Origin of the sequence: Oceanihabitans sp. IOP_32, assembly GCF_009498295.1 — a bacterium.
In the GTDB taxonomy this organism is placed as follows: Bacteria; Bacteroidota; Bacteroidia; order Flavobacteriales; family Flavobacteriaceae; genus Wocania; species Wocania indica.
This window is the reverse complement of the sequence record NZ_CP040813.1, coordinates 1,031,916-1,049,342: the sequence shown is the minus strand read 5'-3', so window position 1 is coordinate 1,049,342 and position 17,427 is coordinate 1,031,916. Positions and strand designations below refer to the sequence as shown.

The following is a 17,427-nucleotide window of genomic DNA, read 5'->3' as shown; positions in this document are numbered from 1 at the left end:
ACATGCGAATACTAAAGCTAAAAAACATTGTGGAATGTTCTGTTATTTGAATTCAAAATATTTTACGGCATTGTTATAACAGATATCTTGTATCATTTTACCAATAAAAGGGATATCGTTTGGTACGATCCCTTTTTTGATGTCTTCTGCCATCAAATCACATAAAATCCTTCTAAAGTATTCATGTCTTGGAAAAGATAAAAAACTGCGACTGTCTGTTAACATTCCTACAAAACGACTAAATAACCCCATGTTTGAAAGGGTGTTCATCTGTTTTTCCATGCCATCTTTCTGATCTAAAAACCACCATCCAGATCCAAATTGCATTTTTCCTGGAATACCAGCCTCGCCATAATTTCCCATCATGGTTGCAAAAACCTCATTTTGTGATGGGTTTAAATTATAAACTATGGTTTTGCTCAAACAGTTTTCTGCGTCTAATTGATTAAACAAAGTCGACATTGGTTTTGCTTGACTAAAATCGCCGATAGAATCGCAGCCCACATCTGCACCAACTTCTTTTAATAAACGACTATTATTGTTACGCAGAGCCCCCAAATGAAATTGTTGCACCCAACCTTTGGCGTGATACATTTTACACAACGTATATAAAATAAACGAAGCGTATATACGGGCTTCATCTTGTGTTATATTTTCATTATTTAATCGTTTTTTTAAAATGTTATCTGCTTCTTTTTCTGTGAATTGGTATGCGTAAATTTGTTCTAAACCATAATCAGACAAACGACAACCGTGTGTATTAAAAAAATCAACTCGATTTTGGATAGCATTTACTAAATCTTCTAAATTATCAATTGAAAAACCAACACAAGAGGTTAATTTTTTTAAGTAATCATTAAATCCGTCATGTTGTATTGAAAGTAAATTATCTGATCTAAATGTTGGTAATACTTTGGTAAAAAACTTCTTTTTAGCAATGGCTTGGTGATGTTCTAGATTATCTGTGGGATCATCGGTGGTACAAATGACCTCTACATTCATCTCCTCGAGTAACTGTGCTGGTGTTTTAGAGCTTAAATGGGTATTGGCTTTTTTGTAAATGACCTCAGAAGTACTTGGTTGCAAAATAGCATCGATATTAAAATACCTTTTCAATTCTAATTGTGTCCAATGGAATAATGGGTTTCGCAAGGTGTAAGGCACAGTTTCTGCCCATTTCTGGAATTTCTCTTCTTTTGAGGTGTTTCCTGTAATGTGCTTTTCTTCGATGCCATTGGCTCGCATGGCTCGCCACTTGTAATGATCGCCACTTAACCAAGCATCTGTAATATTATTAATGGGTAAATTTTCTGCTATTTGCTTTGGCGATAAATGATTGTGGTAGTCGATTATGGGCATAACTTTAGCATAATCATGATAAAGCGTTTCAGCCTCTTTCGAGTTGAGTAAAAAATTATCTGTAATAAAACGTTTCGAATTTATGTGCTCCATGATTAAAGGCTTTTAGAAATTCCTAATTCCAAGCCCCTTAATTCTGCCAAGCCTCTCAATCTGCCGATTGCTGAATACCCAGGATTTGTTTTTTTATTTAAATCATCCAGCATTAAATGCCCGTGATCTGGACGCATTGGCATTCTTAAATCTTTTCTATTTGATTTTTTTCGTTTTCGTTGTTCTAATACTAAAGCTTTCATAACACCATACATGTCAACATCACCTTCTAAATGATTGGCTTCGTAAAAATTACCAAGCGCATCTCTTTGTGTACTTCTTAAATGGATAAAATGAATTCTATCCCCCAAACGTTCTACCATAGGTACTAAATCGTTCTCTGGAATGACCCCAAATGAACCTGTACAAAAAGTTAAGCCGTTATTTGGGCTGTCGACTGCTTGGTATAGTTCTAAAATATCTTGTTCAGTACTCACTACTCGTGGTAATCCTAAAATAGGATAGGGTGGGTCATCAGGATGAATACACATTAGAATACCTGCTTTTTCGGCCACTGGAATAATCTGCTCTAGAAAATAAAACAGATGTTTTTTTAGTTCTTTTGGGCCTATGTTTTGGTACGTAGCAAGAATGGCATTAAACTCTTTTAAAGTATAGCCCTCTTCTGCTCCAGGCAAACCGGCAATAATGTTTTTTATTAACAAATTTTTGTCGGCCTCGCTCATGTTTTTAAGCAGGGTTTCTGCAGCAGTCAATTGTTTTGGTGTATAGTTCGCTTTTGCTCCTGGTCTTTGCAGTAAAAAAACTTCAAATACCGTGAATGCTGTGGCGTCAAAACGTAAAGCTTTTGAGCCGTCTTCAACTTCATAATCTAAGCTCGTGCGGGTCCAATCCAGCACAGGCATAAAATTATAGCAAACGGTATCTATACCACATTCTCCGAGGTTTATAAGCGTTTGTTTATAGTTATCGATGTAAGTTTGGAAGTTTCCAGACTGAGTTTTAATGGCTTCGTGAACAGGAACACTTTCTACAACAGACCAAGTTAGGCCTCCTTGCTCAATAATTTGTTTGCGTTTTTTTATTTCCTCAATTGGCCATACTTCACCATTAGGAATGTGATGTAATGCCGTTACAATTCCTGTTGCACCTGCCTGTCTAATATCTGATAAGGATACGGGATCATTCGGACCGTACCAACGCCATGTTTGTTCTAAATTCATTCTTAATATTTACCTTCTTTAAAAAAGGAATTTTATTCGTTAATAAATATTTAAAAAGCTTCTTTTATTACCTTATAGCACAAGTCGTTTACTTTTGCTACGGGTATAGAACTCTAAACGCCACTATAAGCTGCAAAACCGCCATCGATTGGCACAACAACCCCTGTAACGAATTTAGAGCCATCTCCGCACAACCATAGCGTGGTGCCTACGAGATCTTCAGGTTCGCCATACCGTCCCATTGGAGTTTGGTCTATAATTTGCTGCCCCCTTTGTGTTAAGCTACCATCGTTTTCTGTTAATAAAGATCTGTTTTGATCTGTTAAGAAAAACCCTGGTGCGATGGCATTTACACGAATGCCAACTTTTGAAAAATGTACAGCCAGCCACTGTGTAAAATTCGAAACCGCAGCTTTAGCTCCGCTATATGCAGGAATTTTAGTTAATGGTGTAAAAGCATTCATTGAAGAGATGTTTAAAATACTGCAACCGGATCTTCCTACCATATCTGTAGCAAAAACTTGAGTAGGAAGCAGAGTACCAATAAAATTCAGGTCAAATACAAATTTAATACCCTCTGGATCTAAATCGAAAAATGTCTTAAAGCCATCGGTGTCATTTAGCATATCTTCTTCTTTTAAAAAGGAATTTGAAGTGGTGCCTAAGGGATGATTTCCACCAGCGCCATTAATAAGGATGTCGCATGGTCCTAATTTTTCGTTAATTTCTTTTTTAGCTATCTGTAAAGATTCTTTTTCTAAAACATTAGCTTCTACAGCTATGGCAATACCACCATCATTTTCAATCTCATTTGCGATGTGCTTTGCTGCTTCAATTCTCAAATCTAAAACGGCTATTTTATGGCCCTGTTTTGCTAAGGCTTTGGCCAAAGTGCTACACAGAATACCTCCAGCTCCTGTCAATGCTATTATTTTACTCATTATGTTTTATCGGATTAAGTGTTTAAATAATTCGTAATTATTTAAGAATAGTCTTATGTCTTACGAGATAAAAGTCAAAGATAAATAAAATTTACGTGTGCGTCCACGAAATTAAGAATAAATTTGGTTTATGTCATTCGTTTTGTGGTTCAATTTGGTTTTAAATCATTATAATTTACTTGTGGTATGTTGCTTTAAGCCTTATGTATCAAAGGTTTGCGTGGTTTTAATTAGCGATGTATTACTGGGGATATTTTTTTTAAATGAACATTTCGAAAATAAATACTTAAGAAATCATTGTTTTTCATGAAAAATCAATGTCTTTTTTTTTTAAATAGACGAATATTCAATAAAATTTCATGATTTCGTTAATTAATTTGAAATTAATTGTCAATTTTTAAAATTAAATATATATGTTTGTTTACTAATTACATGAGTGATTGGTTTTTTTTATCTAATTATGTGTGCGAGCACGAAGGTAATTTGGTTTCCAATTTCTTGATTGTTTCAATTTGTATTACTAATCAATAATTAACTAAGAATTATGAAAAAATCCATTTTAACACTTCTACTTTGTTTTTCTGCCGCAATTTACGGCCAGGAGGGAATCGAAATCTCTGGATCAATAGTAGATGAAAACGATCAACCTCTACCAGGCGCTTCTGTTCTTGTAAAAGGTACGAGTAAAGGTGTCGCTACCGATTTTGATGGCAATTACACTATTATGGTCGATGATAAGACAGCCGTGCTATCATTTAGTTATGTTGGTTACGAAAACACCGAAATTGTTGTTGGTGAGCAAACCACTATTAATGTTAAGTTAGCACCCTCTGCTAGCGCTTTAGATGAAATTGTAATTGTTGGGTATGGTACACAGAAAAGGTCTGATGTAACAGGTGCTGTTACTTCCTTGTCTAAAGAGCGGCTTTCTCAGCTTCCTGTTACTAATGTATTGCAGTCTGTACAGGGTGCCGTTGCTGGGGTAAGTGTAACCCAAAGCTCATCTGCTCCTGGAAGTGGAACCTCGGCACAAATTCGTGGGGCGAGTTCAATTAGTGCGTCCACAGGGCCGTTTATTGTGCTGGATGGTATGCCGTTTAGTACTACCGGTGGGTCTTTAAATGACATTAACCCTAATGATATTGAGTCGTTAGAAATTTTAAAAGATGCTTCTGCAGTTGCAATTTATGGAACTAGAGGGGCTAATGGGGTTATTTTAATTACCACTAAAAAAGGTAAAACTGGAAAGCCTGTTATAAAACTGAATACTTACGGCGGTATTGAAACGTTTGCCAATAGAATAAATCCTATGGGGCCAGCAGAATATGTTCAGAAATACGCCGATTGGAAGACGCAGTCTGGATCAACAGATACCAATGTTTTGCCAAATCAATATGAGCAGGAGAACTATGCCAACGGACAAACTACCGATTGGTTAGATGAGGTTGATCAGCTCGGGGTTATTCAAAACTATAATGTGAGTATCTCTGGAGGTAGCGAAAATGTGAAGTACTATATTTCAGGGGATCTCTTGGAACAAAAAGGGGTGCTAAAAGGGTATAACTTTCAACGTGCTAGTGTGCGTTCTAACATCAATGCCAAAATAAGTCCTTCTTTAGATGCGGGTGTTAATTTGTTTTTAACCAACAATAATTTTGATGGTGGTCGCACTAATTTAACATTAGCAGGTAGAATAAGTCCTTATGGTTCACTGTACGATGATAACGGAGATTATGAGGTGTACCCGATGTTTGGCGAACTGGTTTACCGAAGTCCAATGGCTAGGTTGAACAGTCCGCGTAAAGAACGAAATCAAAATATTAGCGCCAATGCTTTTTTTGATTTAAAGCCTAAATTTTTACCTGGGTTTTCATATAAGTTAAATGCGGGTTATACTTTCGTTCCAACACAATTTAGAAGTTATTTGGGTAGAAAAACAGGCGATTTATTAGGTACAGCTGTAGTGTCTAATAGTGAAACGAGAAGTATGACGGTAGAGAATATCTTTAATTACAACAAAAGTTTTGGTGTGCATAATATTGCGGTTACTGGACTTTACAGTGCGCAGCAAACCGATTTCTTTTCTTCTTCAACTACAGCTTCAGGGTTTATTAACGATCAGTTGTCATTTAATAATCTATCAACGGCATCTTCGACTTCAGCGAGCTCACAAGGTTACAAGTCGACACTTTTGTCGCAAATGTTAAGAGTTAATTATTCATACGATAGCAAATATTTATTTACTGCTACTGCAAGGCGAGACGGATATTCTGCTTTTGGGTCGAATACCTCAAAATATGGTTTGTTTCCTTCGGTAGCCTTAGGGTGGAATATTTCTAACGAAAAGTTTTTAGAAGATTCAGAATTTGTAAATAGTTTAAAATTAAGAGCTTCTTATGGGCTTTCTGGAAATCAGGCTATCGATCCAAACGTTACGTCATCAACAGCAAGTACGGTTAGATTGCCATTTAATGGCGTAAGTACGGTAGGAGTTGTGGCCAATGTATTAGGAAACAGAGATCTTACTTGGGAAAGCACGCTTGGTACTAATGTTGGTGTAGATTTTGAGTTTTTAGATCGCAGAATTTCAGGTAGTATTGATGTTTACAGCACAAACACCGAAGATTTATTGTTATTACGAGCGATACCTAATATAACAGGTTACAGTCAAGTACTGCAAAATTTAGGTGAAGTTTCTAATAAAGGATTAGAAATATCTTTAAAAGGAACTATTGTTAATAACGATAATTTTAGATGGGAAACTAGTGCCAATTTTGCTACCAATAAAAATGAAATTGTTGATTTGTATGGCGATAAAAAAGACGATGTTGGTAATGGATGGTTTATAGGAGAGCCAATTAGTGCCGTGTACGACTATAAGCAAGTTGGAATATGGCAAGTAGGCGAGGATCCATCAGGAGTAGATCCTTCAGCAGTGCCAGGCGATATCAAATTTGCCGATACAAATGGTGATGGGGTTATTAGTGCAGATGATAAAGTTATTTTAGGACAGTCCACTCCAAAATGGACGGGTGGTATCACTAATACCTTCCGTTATAAGGACTTTCATTTAAATGTTTTTATAGAAACGGCTCAGGGTATTACTAAAGATAACAATTTGTTAGATTTTAGAGATTTTGGAGGGCGACAAAATTTACCTTCAGGTCTTGGGTATTGGACAGCTGCTAACCAGAACAATTCGATTCCAGCGCTTTCTTATACCAATACAAAATCTTATAACTATCCAAAAGATGCGAGTTATACGCGACTTAAAGATATTACTTTAAGTTATGTAGCCAATAACAAAACACTCGACAAATTAGGTTTAGGAGGATTAACGGTGTACATGAGCGGTAGAAACCTAGCCACTTGGACCAATTGGTTTGGATGGGATCCAGAAGCAGATTTCGATAAAAGTACCGCATTCGATAGCAATAGTTATCCATTAACTTCGGTGTATACTATTGGAGTGAATATCACTTTGAAATAAAATTAACTAATAATCTTAAAAAACGTTAAAATGAAAAATAATATATATATCATTGGTCTTTTAGTTTTCATGCTTTTCAGTTCATGCCAGGATGATTTTTTAGATGAAGAATTATTATCAAGTTACGATCCTACCGAACTAAATGATGAATTGGGATTAGATGCGGCTCTGATTGGTATTCAAAATCAATATTCCATCTGGCAAACTTTTGCATACGATTACGCTTCTGCAGGAGGACAAGGGTGGTTAGGTGTTTGGCAAATAGGGACTGATGTGGCCTATAATAAGGCGCCAGCAGATTTTGATCCATGGACTGTTCCTTACACTAATTATGAGAATCTTACGCCTACAGATCCAGCCGTATTATTTACATGGGTATGGGGTTATAAAATTATCAACAATGCGAATTCAATTATAGCAGCGATAGGTAATCCTGAGACCGTTTTAGAGCCAGCAGCAAAAGCTAAGATAGAGGGAGAAGCAAAATTTTACAGAGGACTAGCTTATAATACGTTGGTAACACTATTTGGAAGGGTGCCAATGATAACGGCCACAGTTGATGGTCCTAAGACCGATTTTGAAAAGGCTTCGTTAGACGAATTGAATACACTTATAGAAGATGATTTAACCTTTGCTAGAAACAATCTCCCTACAGTTAATAATGTAGATGGGAACTCAAAAGGTAAAATGTATTCAAGAGCACATGTAGCCATGGCAGAACAAGTCCTTGCTGAAGCTTATTTGAGAATGGGTAAAAATGATCTTGCAGAAGCCACTTGTAATGCGATTATAGATAGTGGTGATTTTAGTTTGGTAACTCAACGATACGGCGTTAAGGCAAGTCAGCCCGGAGATCCATTTTCAGATATGTTTATCTATGGCAATCAAAGAAGATCTCAAGGTAATACCGAGGCAATTTGGGTACTAGAGATTGAAAACCCTGCTTCAGTTATTGGAGGTTCTGGTGAGTTTTCTGTAGGTTTAGATAGTTATTTAATTGGGTCGCCTCAACATCGAAGAGTTTGGGGCTCACGTTACCACCAACAAGCGGGAATGGTACTTGCAGATTCTTTGGGAGGAAGAGGTATTAGCAGAATTGCGCTTACAGATTGGGTATTAGATGATCTTTATGCAGTTGACGACATGCGAAACTCAAAATACAACCTGAGAAGAGATTATTATTACAACGATCCAGATTTTGCATTATTCGGACAAAAAGTGGATATCACAGATCCTAACGTAAATACCCAGCGGTTTATTGTGCCTGTAACCACGAAGTGGAATCAATTTGATGCTAACGATCCTTTTGGATTTGCGATGATTAAAGACATCATTATTATGCGTTTAGGCGAGACTTACCTCTTAAAAGCTGAAGCACAGTTCAAACAAGGAAAACTGGCAGAAGCTGCCGCTACCATTAATGTGCTTAGAAATCGTGCCAATGCAACGCCTGTTGCAGCCGGAGATATCACCTTAGATTTTATTCTGGACGAACGAGCTAGAGAGCTTTTAGCAGAAGAAAATCGAAGAATGACCTTGATGCGCACAGGGCAATTGGTTAATAGAGTAGGGGTTAGAGGTCAGAAAATTACAGGCATTAGTAATACCCATTTACTGTTACCAATCCCTCAATCGGAAATTGATCTGAATAAGGATGCTGTTTTAGAGCAAAATCCAGGCTATAATTAGTCGTTTAAAAATATTTTAAATGCGTTATTATAAAGTAATAACGCATTTAAATAGGTAATAATTAATTAATCATTGTAGTGTTTAAAATAAGACTAATTATGAAAAACAGAATTTTAATTATTTTTCTTTTAATTGCTTTTATTTCAGAAGCACAAAATGTTATTTCTCTTTACCCTGATAAAGCGCCAGGTTCAGAGCATTGGAATTGGCAAGAAAAGAAAATATTAACCGATACAACCCATCAATGGCACACGGTCTATAATGTTGTCGAGCCAACATTAACAGTTTATACTCCAGAAAAAACTTTAAATAATGGCACTTCGGTAATCATTTGTCCAGGAGGAGGTTTCCATCATCTAGCCATTAACAAAGAGGGAACAGCCGTAGCGAAGTGGTTAAACTCTATTGGCATAACTGCTTTTGTTTTTAAATACCGCTTGGTAAAATCGCAATTTGATGCTTCAGGCAAAGCGATAAGGTTTTCTACAGCAAATAGAAAAAGATTTGATTCTATAATCGCACCTATCGTGTCCTTTGCAATACACGATGCATCAAAATCAATTAAATATCTGCGCGATAACGCCGATAAATATAATATCAAAAAAGACAGAATTGGTATCATGGGGTTTTCAGCTGGGGGTACTGTAGCAACAGGAACCGTTTTTAGTCCGGAAGGAGTCGGGAACCGTCCTGATTTTGTGGTGCCTATTTATGCTTTTACCGATCCACTTAAACAAAATACAGTTCCATCGGATGCACCACCAGCATTCATATTGACAGCAGCAGACGATTTGTTAGTTCCAGCAACTAGTAGTACAAAATTATTTAACGATTGGATAGCTTCGGGAAAATCTGCTGAATTACATATTTACTCTAAGGGCGGTCATGGCTTTGGGATGCAAAAAAAGAATTTACCTGTCGATGGTTGGATTCATCGTTTTCAAGATTGGTTAGACGTGCAGGGGTATTTAAACAATACCAAATAGAATAGTTAGGTAAGAAAAAGGAATGATATACAATAGAAAATAATAAAATCGAAGTTAGAGCGAGTAGATTGGTATTTAAAAGAAATAAGCATTTTTAATAATTCTCAACCAAGTATGGGTAACCTAAGACCCTAAGAAGATATGTTGCTTTTTTTAGTAAATCACAGGCTTCTTCCTCCATGTTTTAAAATAAATTAAAAAAAAATAAAATGAAGAACAACAAAAATCTCAACGGTAAAACATACGGACTTTTTTTATGCCTTATGTTATTTACTTCTGCAACTATTGCAGCGCAAGATTTATTTCAAAAAAAGAAAAACACAAATCTGCCTACAGAACCATTAATAGGTAATATTGAAGGTAGAACGACACAATCTTTAAATGGTACTTGGAATGTGTTGATTGATCCCAACAAACAAAATATTTTTAATGATTTCTTCCGTTTTGCAGAACGAAATCATAAGGCAGTACCAGGCGAATTAATGGAAATCTCTTTGGAAGATGGTGCGACCTTAAGGGTTCCAGGCGATTGGAACACACAAGACGATCGATTGTTTTTTTACAATGGAAGAGTTTGGTATAAACGGGATTTTAATCTTCAAAAGAAAGCCGATAAGCGCTATTTCATCCATTTTGGAGCCGTTAATTATAATGCGCAAGTTTATATTAATGGCGAGCATGCGGGTAGCCATATAGGAGGTTATACTTCCTTTAATTGTGAAATAACAAACTTTGTTAAAGACGGAGACAATCTTGTGGTGGTAAAAGTTGATAATACCCTAACCGATCAAGATATTCCTACTACTCGAACAGATTGGATGAATTACGGAGGTATTACAAGAGATGTAAATCTAGTAGAGCTTCCTAATGCCTATATAGAGAACTATAAGATACAGTTGAACCCACAAAACAATAAACAAATTGTAGGTTGGGTAATGGTAAATGGAGTTTCCGAAGGAAAAGTAGAAATCAAAATCCCTGAGCTCAAAATAAATAAAACTTTCACAGTTAAAAATGGTAGAGCCGAAATTGAAATTAAGGCTAAGCCTGAGTTCTGGTCGATATCTAATCCTAAATTGTATGATGTCGAACTGGCATTTAACAACGAAAATGTAAAGGATCAAATAGGGTTTAGAACCATAAAAATGGAAGATGGGCAAGTGCTTTTAAACGACAAGCCTATCATGTTAAAAGGCATATCTATTCATGAAGAAGCCATAGGTACAGATGGTCGTGCGTATAGTTATGAGCATGCTATTGAATTATTATCGGCTGCAAAACGCTTAAACACCAATTTTGTACGTTTAGCACATTATACACATAATGAGTATATGCTAAAGGCAGCTGATAAGATGGGACTTTTAGTGTGGGCTGAGATTCCCGTATACTGGGATCTTGAATTTGAAAAACCAGAGGTTTTAGCTATGGCAGAAACTAGGATGAACGAAATGATAAGCAGAGATCAAAATAGAGCGAGTATCGTGTTCTGGAGTCTTGGTAATGAAACCCCAAAGAGCGATGCGCGTAACGCGTTTTTTAGAAACTTAAACACCTATGTAAAAAATTTAGATAATACCCGCTTAACTACTGCGGCTCTCGTTTTTGGAGGTGACGAAATTGGGGCTATGGCAAAGGATTATTTTTTCCCAACCATCGCAGGAAAAGAATTTGATACTTGGGATATACAAATAGACGATCCTTTAGCTTCTATTGTCGATTTGCCAGCCATAAACCAGTATTTTGGATGGTATTATGCTGCGTTTTTAGCGCCTCAAATCAATATCGAACCTGTAAAAGCAAGACAAGTAATTTTAGAAAACATGCATAAAATACGTCTTCATATTCCAGACAATAAACCTTTCGTATTTAGTGAATTAGGGGCGGGAGCAAAAAGAGGTAAATCTGCTAAAGAAGAGGATATCGAAATCTTTAGTGAAGAATATCAGGCTTTGGTTTATAAAAAGCAAATTGAGATGTACAAAAATCAGAAAGGTGCTGTTGGAATGTCTCCTTGGGTTTTAAAAGATTTTAGATCTACACTTCGTTTAAGACAAGGTATTCAAGATTATTGGAATTTAAAAGGACTAATTGATGATAATGGAAATCCGAAAAAAGCATTTTTTGTTTTAAGCGATTTTTATAGAGAAAACCCATAAAAAATAATAAGACTTATAAATTTAAGCATCTAGAGTGTCGCACTTGTTGTGATTTTTAAATTAATGTTAAACAAAAAAATATATAAATGAAATCAATAATTAAATGTCGCTCAATTAAAGTTTTGCCATTTCTTTTAGCCTTTGCGCTTTTAGGTTGTGAGAACGCGAAAAAAGACACCACGCCGTGGGTAGATTTATTCGATGGAGAAACACTTAACGGATGGACTATAAAAGGCGGGAATGCAGAATATGAAGTGCGAGAAGGAGCCATTGTAGGTACTACCGCTAATGAACAACCCAATACCTTTTTAACTTCAAATGAAATGTACGACGATTTTATATTGGAATTGGAGTATAAGGTAGATCCGAATATGAATTCGGGAATCCAGATTAGGAGTAACAGCTTACCACATTATATGAGTGGTAGGGTTCACGGGTATCAAATTGAAATTGATCCATCGGAACGTGGTTGGAGCGCAGGAGTGTACGACGAAGCAAGAAGAGGATGGTTACACCCAGTGGCTGATGATAACACCGCGGCAAAAAAAGCGTTTAAACAAAACGAATGGAACCATTACAGAATAGAAGCTATTGGCGACACTATAAGAACATGGATTAACGGGGTGCCAGCGGCGCATTTAATGGACGATCAAACGGCGAGCGGATTTATAGGACTGCAGGTTCACGGTCTTTATGGTGACATGAAGCCTGGAACTGAAATAGCATGGAAAAATGTTCGTATTCTTACGGAGAATCTAGAAGCTTATGCTCAAAAAAGTGAGCTACCTGTAGTAGATAAAATTAACAAACTCACGAGTAACGAGGTAAATCAAGGATGGGAAATGCTTTGGGATGGAGAGACGACTAATGGTTGGCGTGGTGCCAGATTGGAAACCTTTCCTGAAGAAGGATGGGTGATTGAAAATGGAGAGCTAACCGTCTTGTCTACAGGGGGAGGCGAATCTGCCGCAGGAGGCGATATTGTAACCACCAAGAATTATGGCGATTTCGAATTGATGCTAGATTTTAAAATTACCGAGGGCGCTAACAGCGGCATTAAGTATTATGTAGATACCGAAATTAACAAAGGTCCTGGGTCTTCTATAGGCTTAGAGTACCAGATTTTGGATGATGCCAAACACCCTGATGCCAAGTTAGGAAGTCATGAAGGCAGCAGAACAATGGCCTCTTTATACGATTTAATTCAAGCAGACCCGAACAAACCAGTAAATCCTATAGGACAATGGAATACGGCTTATATCGTTTCAAAAAACAATCAAATAGAGCATTGGTTAAATGGTAAAAAGGTTTTGGAATACGAACGTAAAAGTCCAGAATTCAAAAAACTGGTTTCTAATAGTAAATATACTCAATGGCCTAATTTTGGAGAAGCTGAAACTGGGCAAATCTTGCTGCAAGACCACGGTGATCGAGTGTCCTTCAGAAACGTAAAAATTAAATCACTTTAAATTCACTTTAATATGACTTCAAGGAGAAATTTTATAACAAAAACAATTTTGGGAACTGCGGCTGTTGCGATGGGTAGTTCTGCAATGGCTATGCCAGCCAGCAGTTATCGCAGGATTATTGGTGCCAACGACAGAATTAATGTGGCCATCGCGGGTCTTGGACGACGATTGGGTGCTTTTTATGAGCCTATTGCAAAAAAAGAGGCTAATGTGAACTTATTGTATTTGTGTGATGTTATGGAAAGTCAGCGCACAAAAGCGATGAAAAATTTTTCCGAACACATAGATTATAAACCTAAATTAGAGAATGATATCCTAAAAGTGATTGCAGATTCGAAGGTAGATGCTTTAATTAACGCAACACCAGATCACTGGCATGCACCTGGATCTATTTTAGCTTTACAAGCTGGACAAAATGTATTTGTAGAAAAACCGAGTAGTCATAACTTGTTTGAAAACGAATTATTAGTTCAAGCTGCAAAAAAGTATAATAAAGTAGTTCAAATGGGGAACCAACAACGTTCTTCGGTTCATACTATCGAAATAATAAAAGAAATCCATAATGGGGTTATAGGGACGCCATATAAAGCCGTTGCCTTTTACAACAATCTACGAGGGGAGGTGCCGGTTCAAAAAAAGGCTGCTGTTCCACAGGGATTAGATTGGGAGCTCTGGCAAGGCCCAGCACCACGACGTGAATATACCGAAGAGACTTGGGATTATAATTGGCATTGGTACGGTTGGGAATACGGCACTGCCGAAGCTGGCAACAACGCAACACATGAACTCGATGTAGCACGTTGGGCCTTGGGTGTAGATTTACCTATGCACGTTGAAGTTGAAGCTGCTAAAAGACATTTTGTAAATGATGGCTGGGAGATGTACGATACCATGGAAGCAACCTTTCGTTTTTCCAATGATAAAATCATACAATGGGACGGAAAAAGCCGCAACGGTTATAACACTTACGGTGGCAACGGACGAGGTACCGTAATTTACGGTAGTGAAGGATCTGTTTTTGTTGACCGAGAAAAATACATGCTTTACGACAGAGGCGGAAAATTGATTAGGTCTAGCGAGTTAAATTCTAGTGAAAGCGGAACAGCCCTTGGCGGTGGCGGCAGTATGTCTACTGCTCACGTCATGAATTTTTTCGATGCCATTCGCGGGAAAGCTAAGTTAAACGCTCCTATAGACGATGCCAATATTAGTATGGCTATGGTGCATTATTCAAATATTGCTTTCCGCATTGGTAAAGGTTTTGGTATTGACGATACCACAGGAACCATGTTTGATCGTGACGCTATGAAACTATGGAGTCGTAATTATGCCCCAGGATGGGAACCAAAATTATAGTATATAAATGAAAAGAAGAGACTTTGTAATAAAAGGAGGCTTAGGAGCTTTAGCTGCCGTAACATCAACATCTGTTTTGGCTAACGCTCTAAATTTTAATGGTGCAAACGCCGTTATTAATGTTGGCATAATTGGTTCAGGAAATCGAGGTACAGGACTCATGCCAATTTTAAATGCGATGGATGGAATTCATGTTACCGCATGTTGCGATGTCTTGCCTTTTAGATTAGAAGAAGGTTTGGCAAAAGCCGGTAGAAAGGCTAAAGGTTACAACGATTATCGTAAGTTATTGGATAATAAAGATGTAGATGCGGTTATAATTGCAACTCCCCTTAATACGCATTCTCAAATTGGCATTGATAGTATTGATGCAGGAAAACATGTTTTTGCCGAAAAAACTTTGGCAAAAGGGTATTCTGGAATCAAGGCGCTTGTAGAGAAAGGATCTCAATCTTCTCTAATATTCCAAACAGGACATCAATATCATAGTTCAAGATTGTACAATCACGTGGTTAATCTTATACGTGAAGGCAAGATTGGAAAGGTAGTCGCTTTCGATTGTCAGTGGAATCGTAATGGCGATTGGAGACGTCCGGTGCCCCAACCAAGTATGGAGAGGGCCGTAAATTGGAGGATGTACAGGGAATATTCTGGCGGACTCGTTGCCGAGCTTTGTTCTCATCAAATAGACTTTGCGAATTGGGTTTTGGATGCGACACCCAATAAGGTTCTTGGTGTGGGTGGCGTAGATTACTGGAAAGATGGTCGGGAGACTTTCGACAATATTCATCTTATTTACAGCTATCCAGACGGTGTTAAGGCAAAGTTTACCTGTTTAACCAGTAATTCTAAAGACGATTTCAAAATTAAAGTGTTAGGCGATAAAGGTACCATTGTTCTGGATTATGAAAAAGCTTGGTTTTATCCAGAAGCAAATGATAAGAAAGAAATGGGGAACGTTGATGGTGTTTCTGGAGCAACAAAAGCCTGGGAGCAAGAAAACGGAATTCCAATTGAAGTTGAGCATGCCAACCCAACTAAACAGGCCTTAATGGATTTTAAGGACAGTATTTTAAATAATACAGCACCTAATTCTAATCTCATTACTGGAGCAAATACAGCGGTTGGTGTACAAATGGGATTAGATGCCATGTATAATAATGAAATTATACACAAAACCTTAAAAGACTTTTATTAAAGGTAGTTAAAAACATAAATCTATATATTTACGACGAAGAAAAAGCGTTAATACCAATTTAATTTTGAATGTCACATTGTTAATTTGGTATAAGCTTTTAATATAGAGTTGTACTGGGTTTTTTTCTATAAAATCAAAAGCCAAAACTATACAAAAAATAGTTATATCATTTTAATTGTATGGTTTTGGCTTTTAATTCACACGGTAACATTAAGTCGCGAATTCAATGAGCGACATGACGTTAAAATAATCTACATTTTCTTTGGTCACTATCGTCATTGGAGAGTTGTATTTAGGATTTGGTTCTTTTCGCAACAATAAATACTCAAATAGTATTTTAACCCCAACATAACCTTGATCAAAGGGGTTTTGGTCTATTGCAAAATCAATAATACCTTTTTTAATATAATCTATATTGTTTTGATGTGCATCAAAGCCAATAACCCGAATATGAGTAAGATCTATACTTTCAAGAAAATCGCCGACAATATGGGCAGAGCTAGAGGGAATAAATAAGCCTTTAATCTCATTATCCTTGATGAGCTCTTTGGTAAGAACTTTTCTAACTTGCTCTATTTCCATGCTCTCGAAGAAAATTTTTTTAATTACCCGATTGGTATTCTTTTGTGAGAAATAGTTTAAAAATCCCTTAACCCTATCTTCTATGGCTCGATGGTTATCTACATTTTTTTTTGATAAAAGAATAGCTAAGTGTGTGGTTTCGTTAACACATAAATTCATCATCTTACCACATAAGTAACCACTGTTAAAAGAGTCTTGTCCAATAAATGAGAGGTTTTTCTGCTCTTCTAGGTCTATATTAATGTAGACATAGGGTATATTTTTCTCATCTAAAACCTTACTAAACTTTGAAGACGTATTGTAAAAAAAAGGCGCCAATACCACGCCATCTGGATTTATTTTAAGAATTTGATCTAAACCCTTTTTGTAGCTGTTCAGATCAAACTGATCAAAATGTATACAATGTGCTTCTACTCCGTATTTCCGAATTTCTTTAAAAGCTATTTTTACTCCTTTTTTTGGTTCATACCAATAGTCTTTTTTAGATTTATGCAAAGGAATTAAAGCCACAATAACATATTTTTTTTGAGAGGCTAAGGTGCTGGCAAGTAAATTGGTTTCAAAATTATACTTCTTCAGTAATTTCTGGATTTTAGTCTTGGTCTTTAGCGAAACTCCTGGCCTGTTGTGGATTACCCGATCTACAGTTCCAGTAGATACTTTAGCTTCTTCTGCTATATCTTTAATTGTTTTCACAATATTCTAGGTTGTTTAAAAAGACTATACGCTAAAAGCTGGCTTTAGTCCTGATTTAGAGTAGTTAAAACACCAAAAATAGTTAAAATATTTTTGTTTAGAAAAGATATTCGCGTTTTATAAAAACATTCTATTTTCATTTTAGAGCCTGATATTGTGTAATATTTTGATTAGATTTGTGTTCGCACACGAAAACAGTTGATAAATAGAAAAGTGTGGTTTTAAAAA

Annotated in this window: 11 protein-coding genes; 7 read left to right on the top strand and 4 right to left on the bottom strand. The window is 36.6% G+C overall.

All coding sequences use genetic code 11. From position 1 onward, the window contains the following. Positions 1–42: 42 nt before the first annotated feature. The 3 genes from uxaC to FEZ18_RS04405 form a co-directional block, all read right to left on the bottom strand. Complete coding sequence (gene uxaC, locus FEZ18_RS04415) at positions 43–1,452, bottom strand: glucuronate isomerase (protein WP_153267204.1); 1,410 nt, start codon at positions 1,450–1,452, stop codon at positions 43–45. A gap of 2 nt (positions 1,453–1,454) precedes the next feature. Continuing rightward, positions 1,455–2,636: a mannonate dehydratase gene (gene uxuA / locus FEZ18_RS04410; protein WP_153267203.1), complete on the bottom strand. Its 1,182-nt coding sequence runs from the start codon at positions 2,634–2,636 to the stop codon at positions 1,455–1,457. Between the two features lie 113 nt (positions 2,637–2,749). Further along, positions 2,750–3,577, bottom strand: coding sequence for an SDR family oxidoreductase (locus FEZ18_RS04405; RefSeq protein WP_153267202.1), 828 nt, complete (start codon positions 3,575–3,577; stop codon positions 2,750–2,752). Between the two features lie 544 nt (positions 3,578–4,121). Here FEZ18_RS04405 and FEZ18_RS04400 point away from each other — a divergent pair. The 7 genes from FEZ18_RS04400 to FEZ18_RS04370 all read left to right on the top strand — a co-directional run bounded on the left by FEZ18_RS04400 (position 4,122) and on the right by FEZ18_RS04370 (position 15,921). After that, positions 4,122–7,067: a SusC/RagA family TonB-linked outer membrane protein gene (locus tag FEZ18_RS04400; RefSeq protein WP_153267201.1), complete on the top strand. Its 2,946-nt coding sequence runs from the start codon at positions 4,122–4,124 to the stop codon at positions 7,065–7,067. A 30-nt stretch (positions 7,068–7,097) separates the two neighbouring features. Then, positions 7,098–8,756 (top strand): RagB/SusD family nutrient uptake outer membrane protein, encoded by a 1,659-nt coding sequence (locus FEZ18_RS04395; RefSeq protein WP_153267200.1) that lies wholly within the window; start codon positions 7,098–7,100, stop codon positions 8,754–8,756. A gap of 98 nt (positions 8,757–8,854) precedes the next feature. Continuing rightward, positions 8,855–9,742 carry an alpha/beta hydrolase gene (locus tag FEZ18_RS04390; RefSeq protein WP_153267199.1) on the top strand — a complete coding sequence of 296 codons (888 nt, stop codon included), beginning with the start codon at positions 8,855–8,857 and terminating at the stop codon, positions 9,740–9,742. A gap of 209 nt (positions 9,743–9,951) precedes the next feature. After that, on the top strand, positions 9,952–11,898 hold the full coding sequence (locus FEZ18_RS04385) for a glycoside hydrolase family 2 protein (RefSeq protein ID WP_153267198.1): 1,947 nt from the start codon (positions 9,952–9,954) through the stop codon (positions 11,896–11,898). Between the two features lie 86 nt (positions 11,899–11,984). Beyond that, positions 11,985–13,367, top strand: a complete 1,383-nt coding sequence (locus FEZ18_RS04380; protein WP_153267197.1) for a DUF1080 domain-containing protein — start codon at positions 11,985–11,987, stop codon at positions 13,365–13,367. A gap of 12 nt (positions 13,368–13,379) precedes the next feature. Further along, positions 13,380–14,723, top strand: a complete 1,344-nt coding sequence (locus FEZ18_RS04375; RefSeq protein WP_153267196.1) for a Gfo/Idh/MocA family protein — start codon at positions 13,380–13,382, stop codon at positions 14,721–14,723. Positions 14,724–14,730: 7 nt separating this feature from the next. Beyond that, positions 14,731–15,921, top strand: coding sequence for a Gfo/Idh/MocA family protein (locus FEZ18_RS04370; protein ID WP_153267195.1), 1,191 nt, complete (start codon positions 14,731–14,733; stop codon positions 15,919–15,921). A 210-nt stretch (positions 15,922–16,131) separates the two neighbouring features. Here the strand turns inward: FEZ18_RS04370 and FEZ18_RS04365 are convergent, their stop codons facing one another. Beyond that, positions 16,132–17,199, bottom strand: a complete 1,068-nt coding sequence (locus FEZ18_RS04365; protein ID WP_153267194.1) for a substrate-binding domain-containing protein — start codon at positions 17,197–17,199, stop codon at positions 16,132–16,134. Between the last annotated feature and the right edge of the window lie 228 nt (positions 17,200–17,427).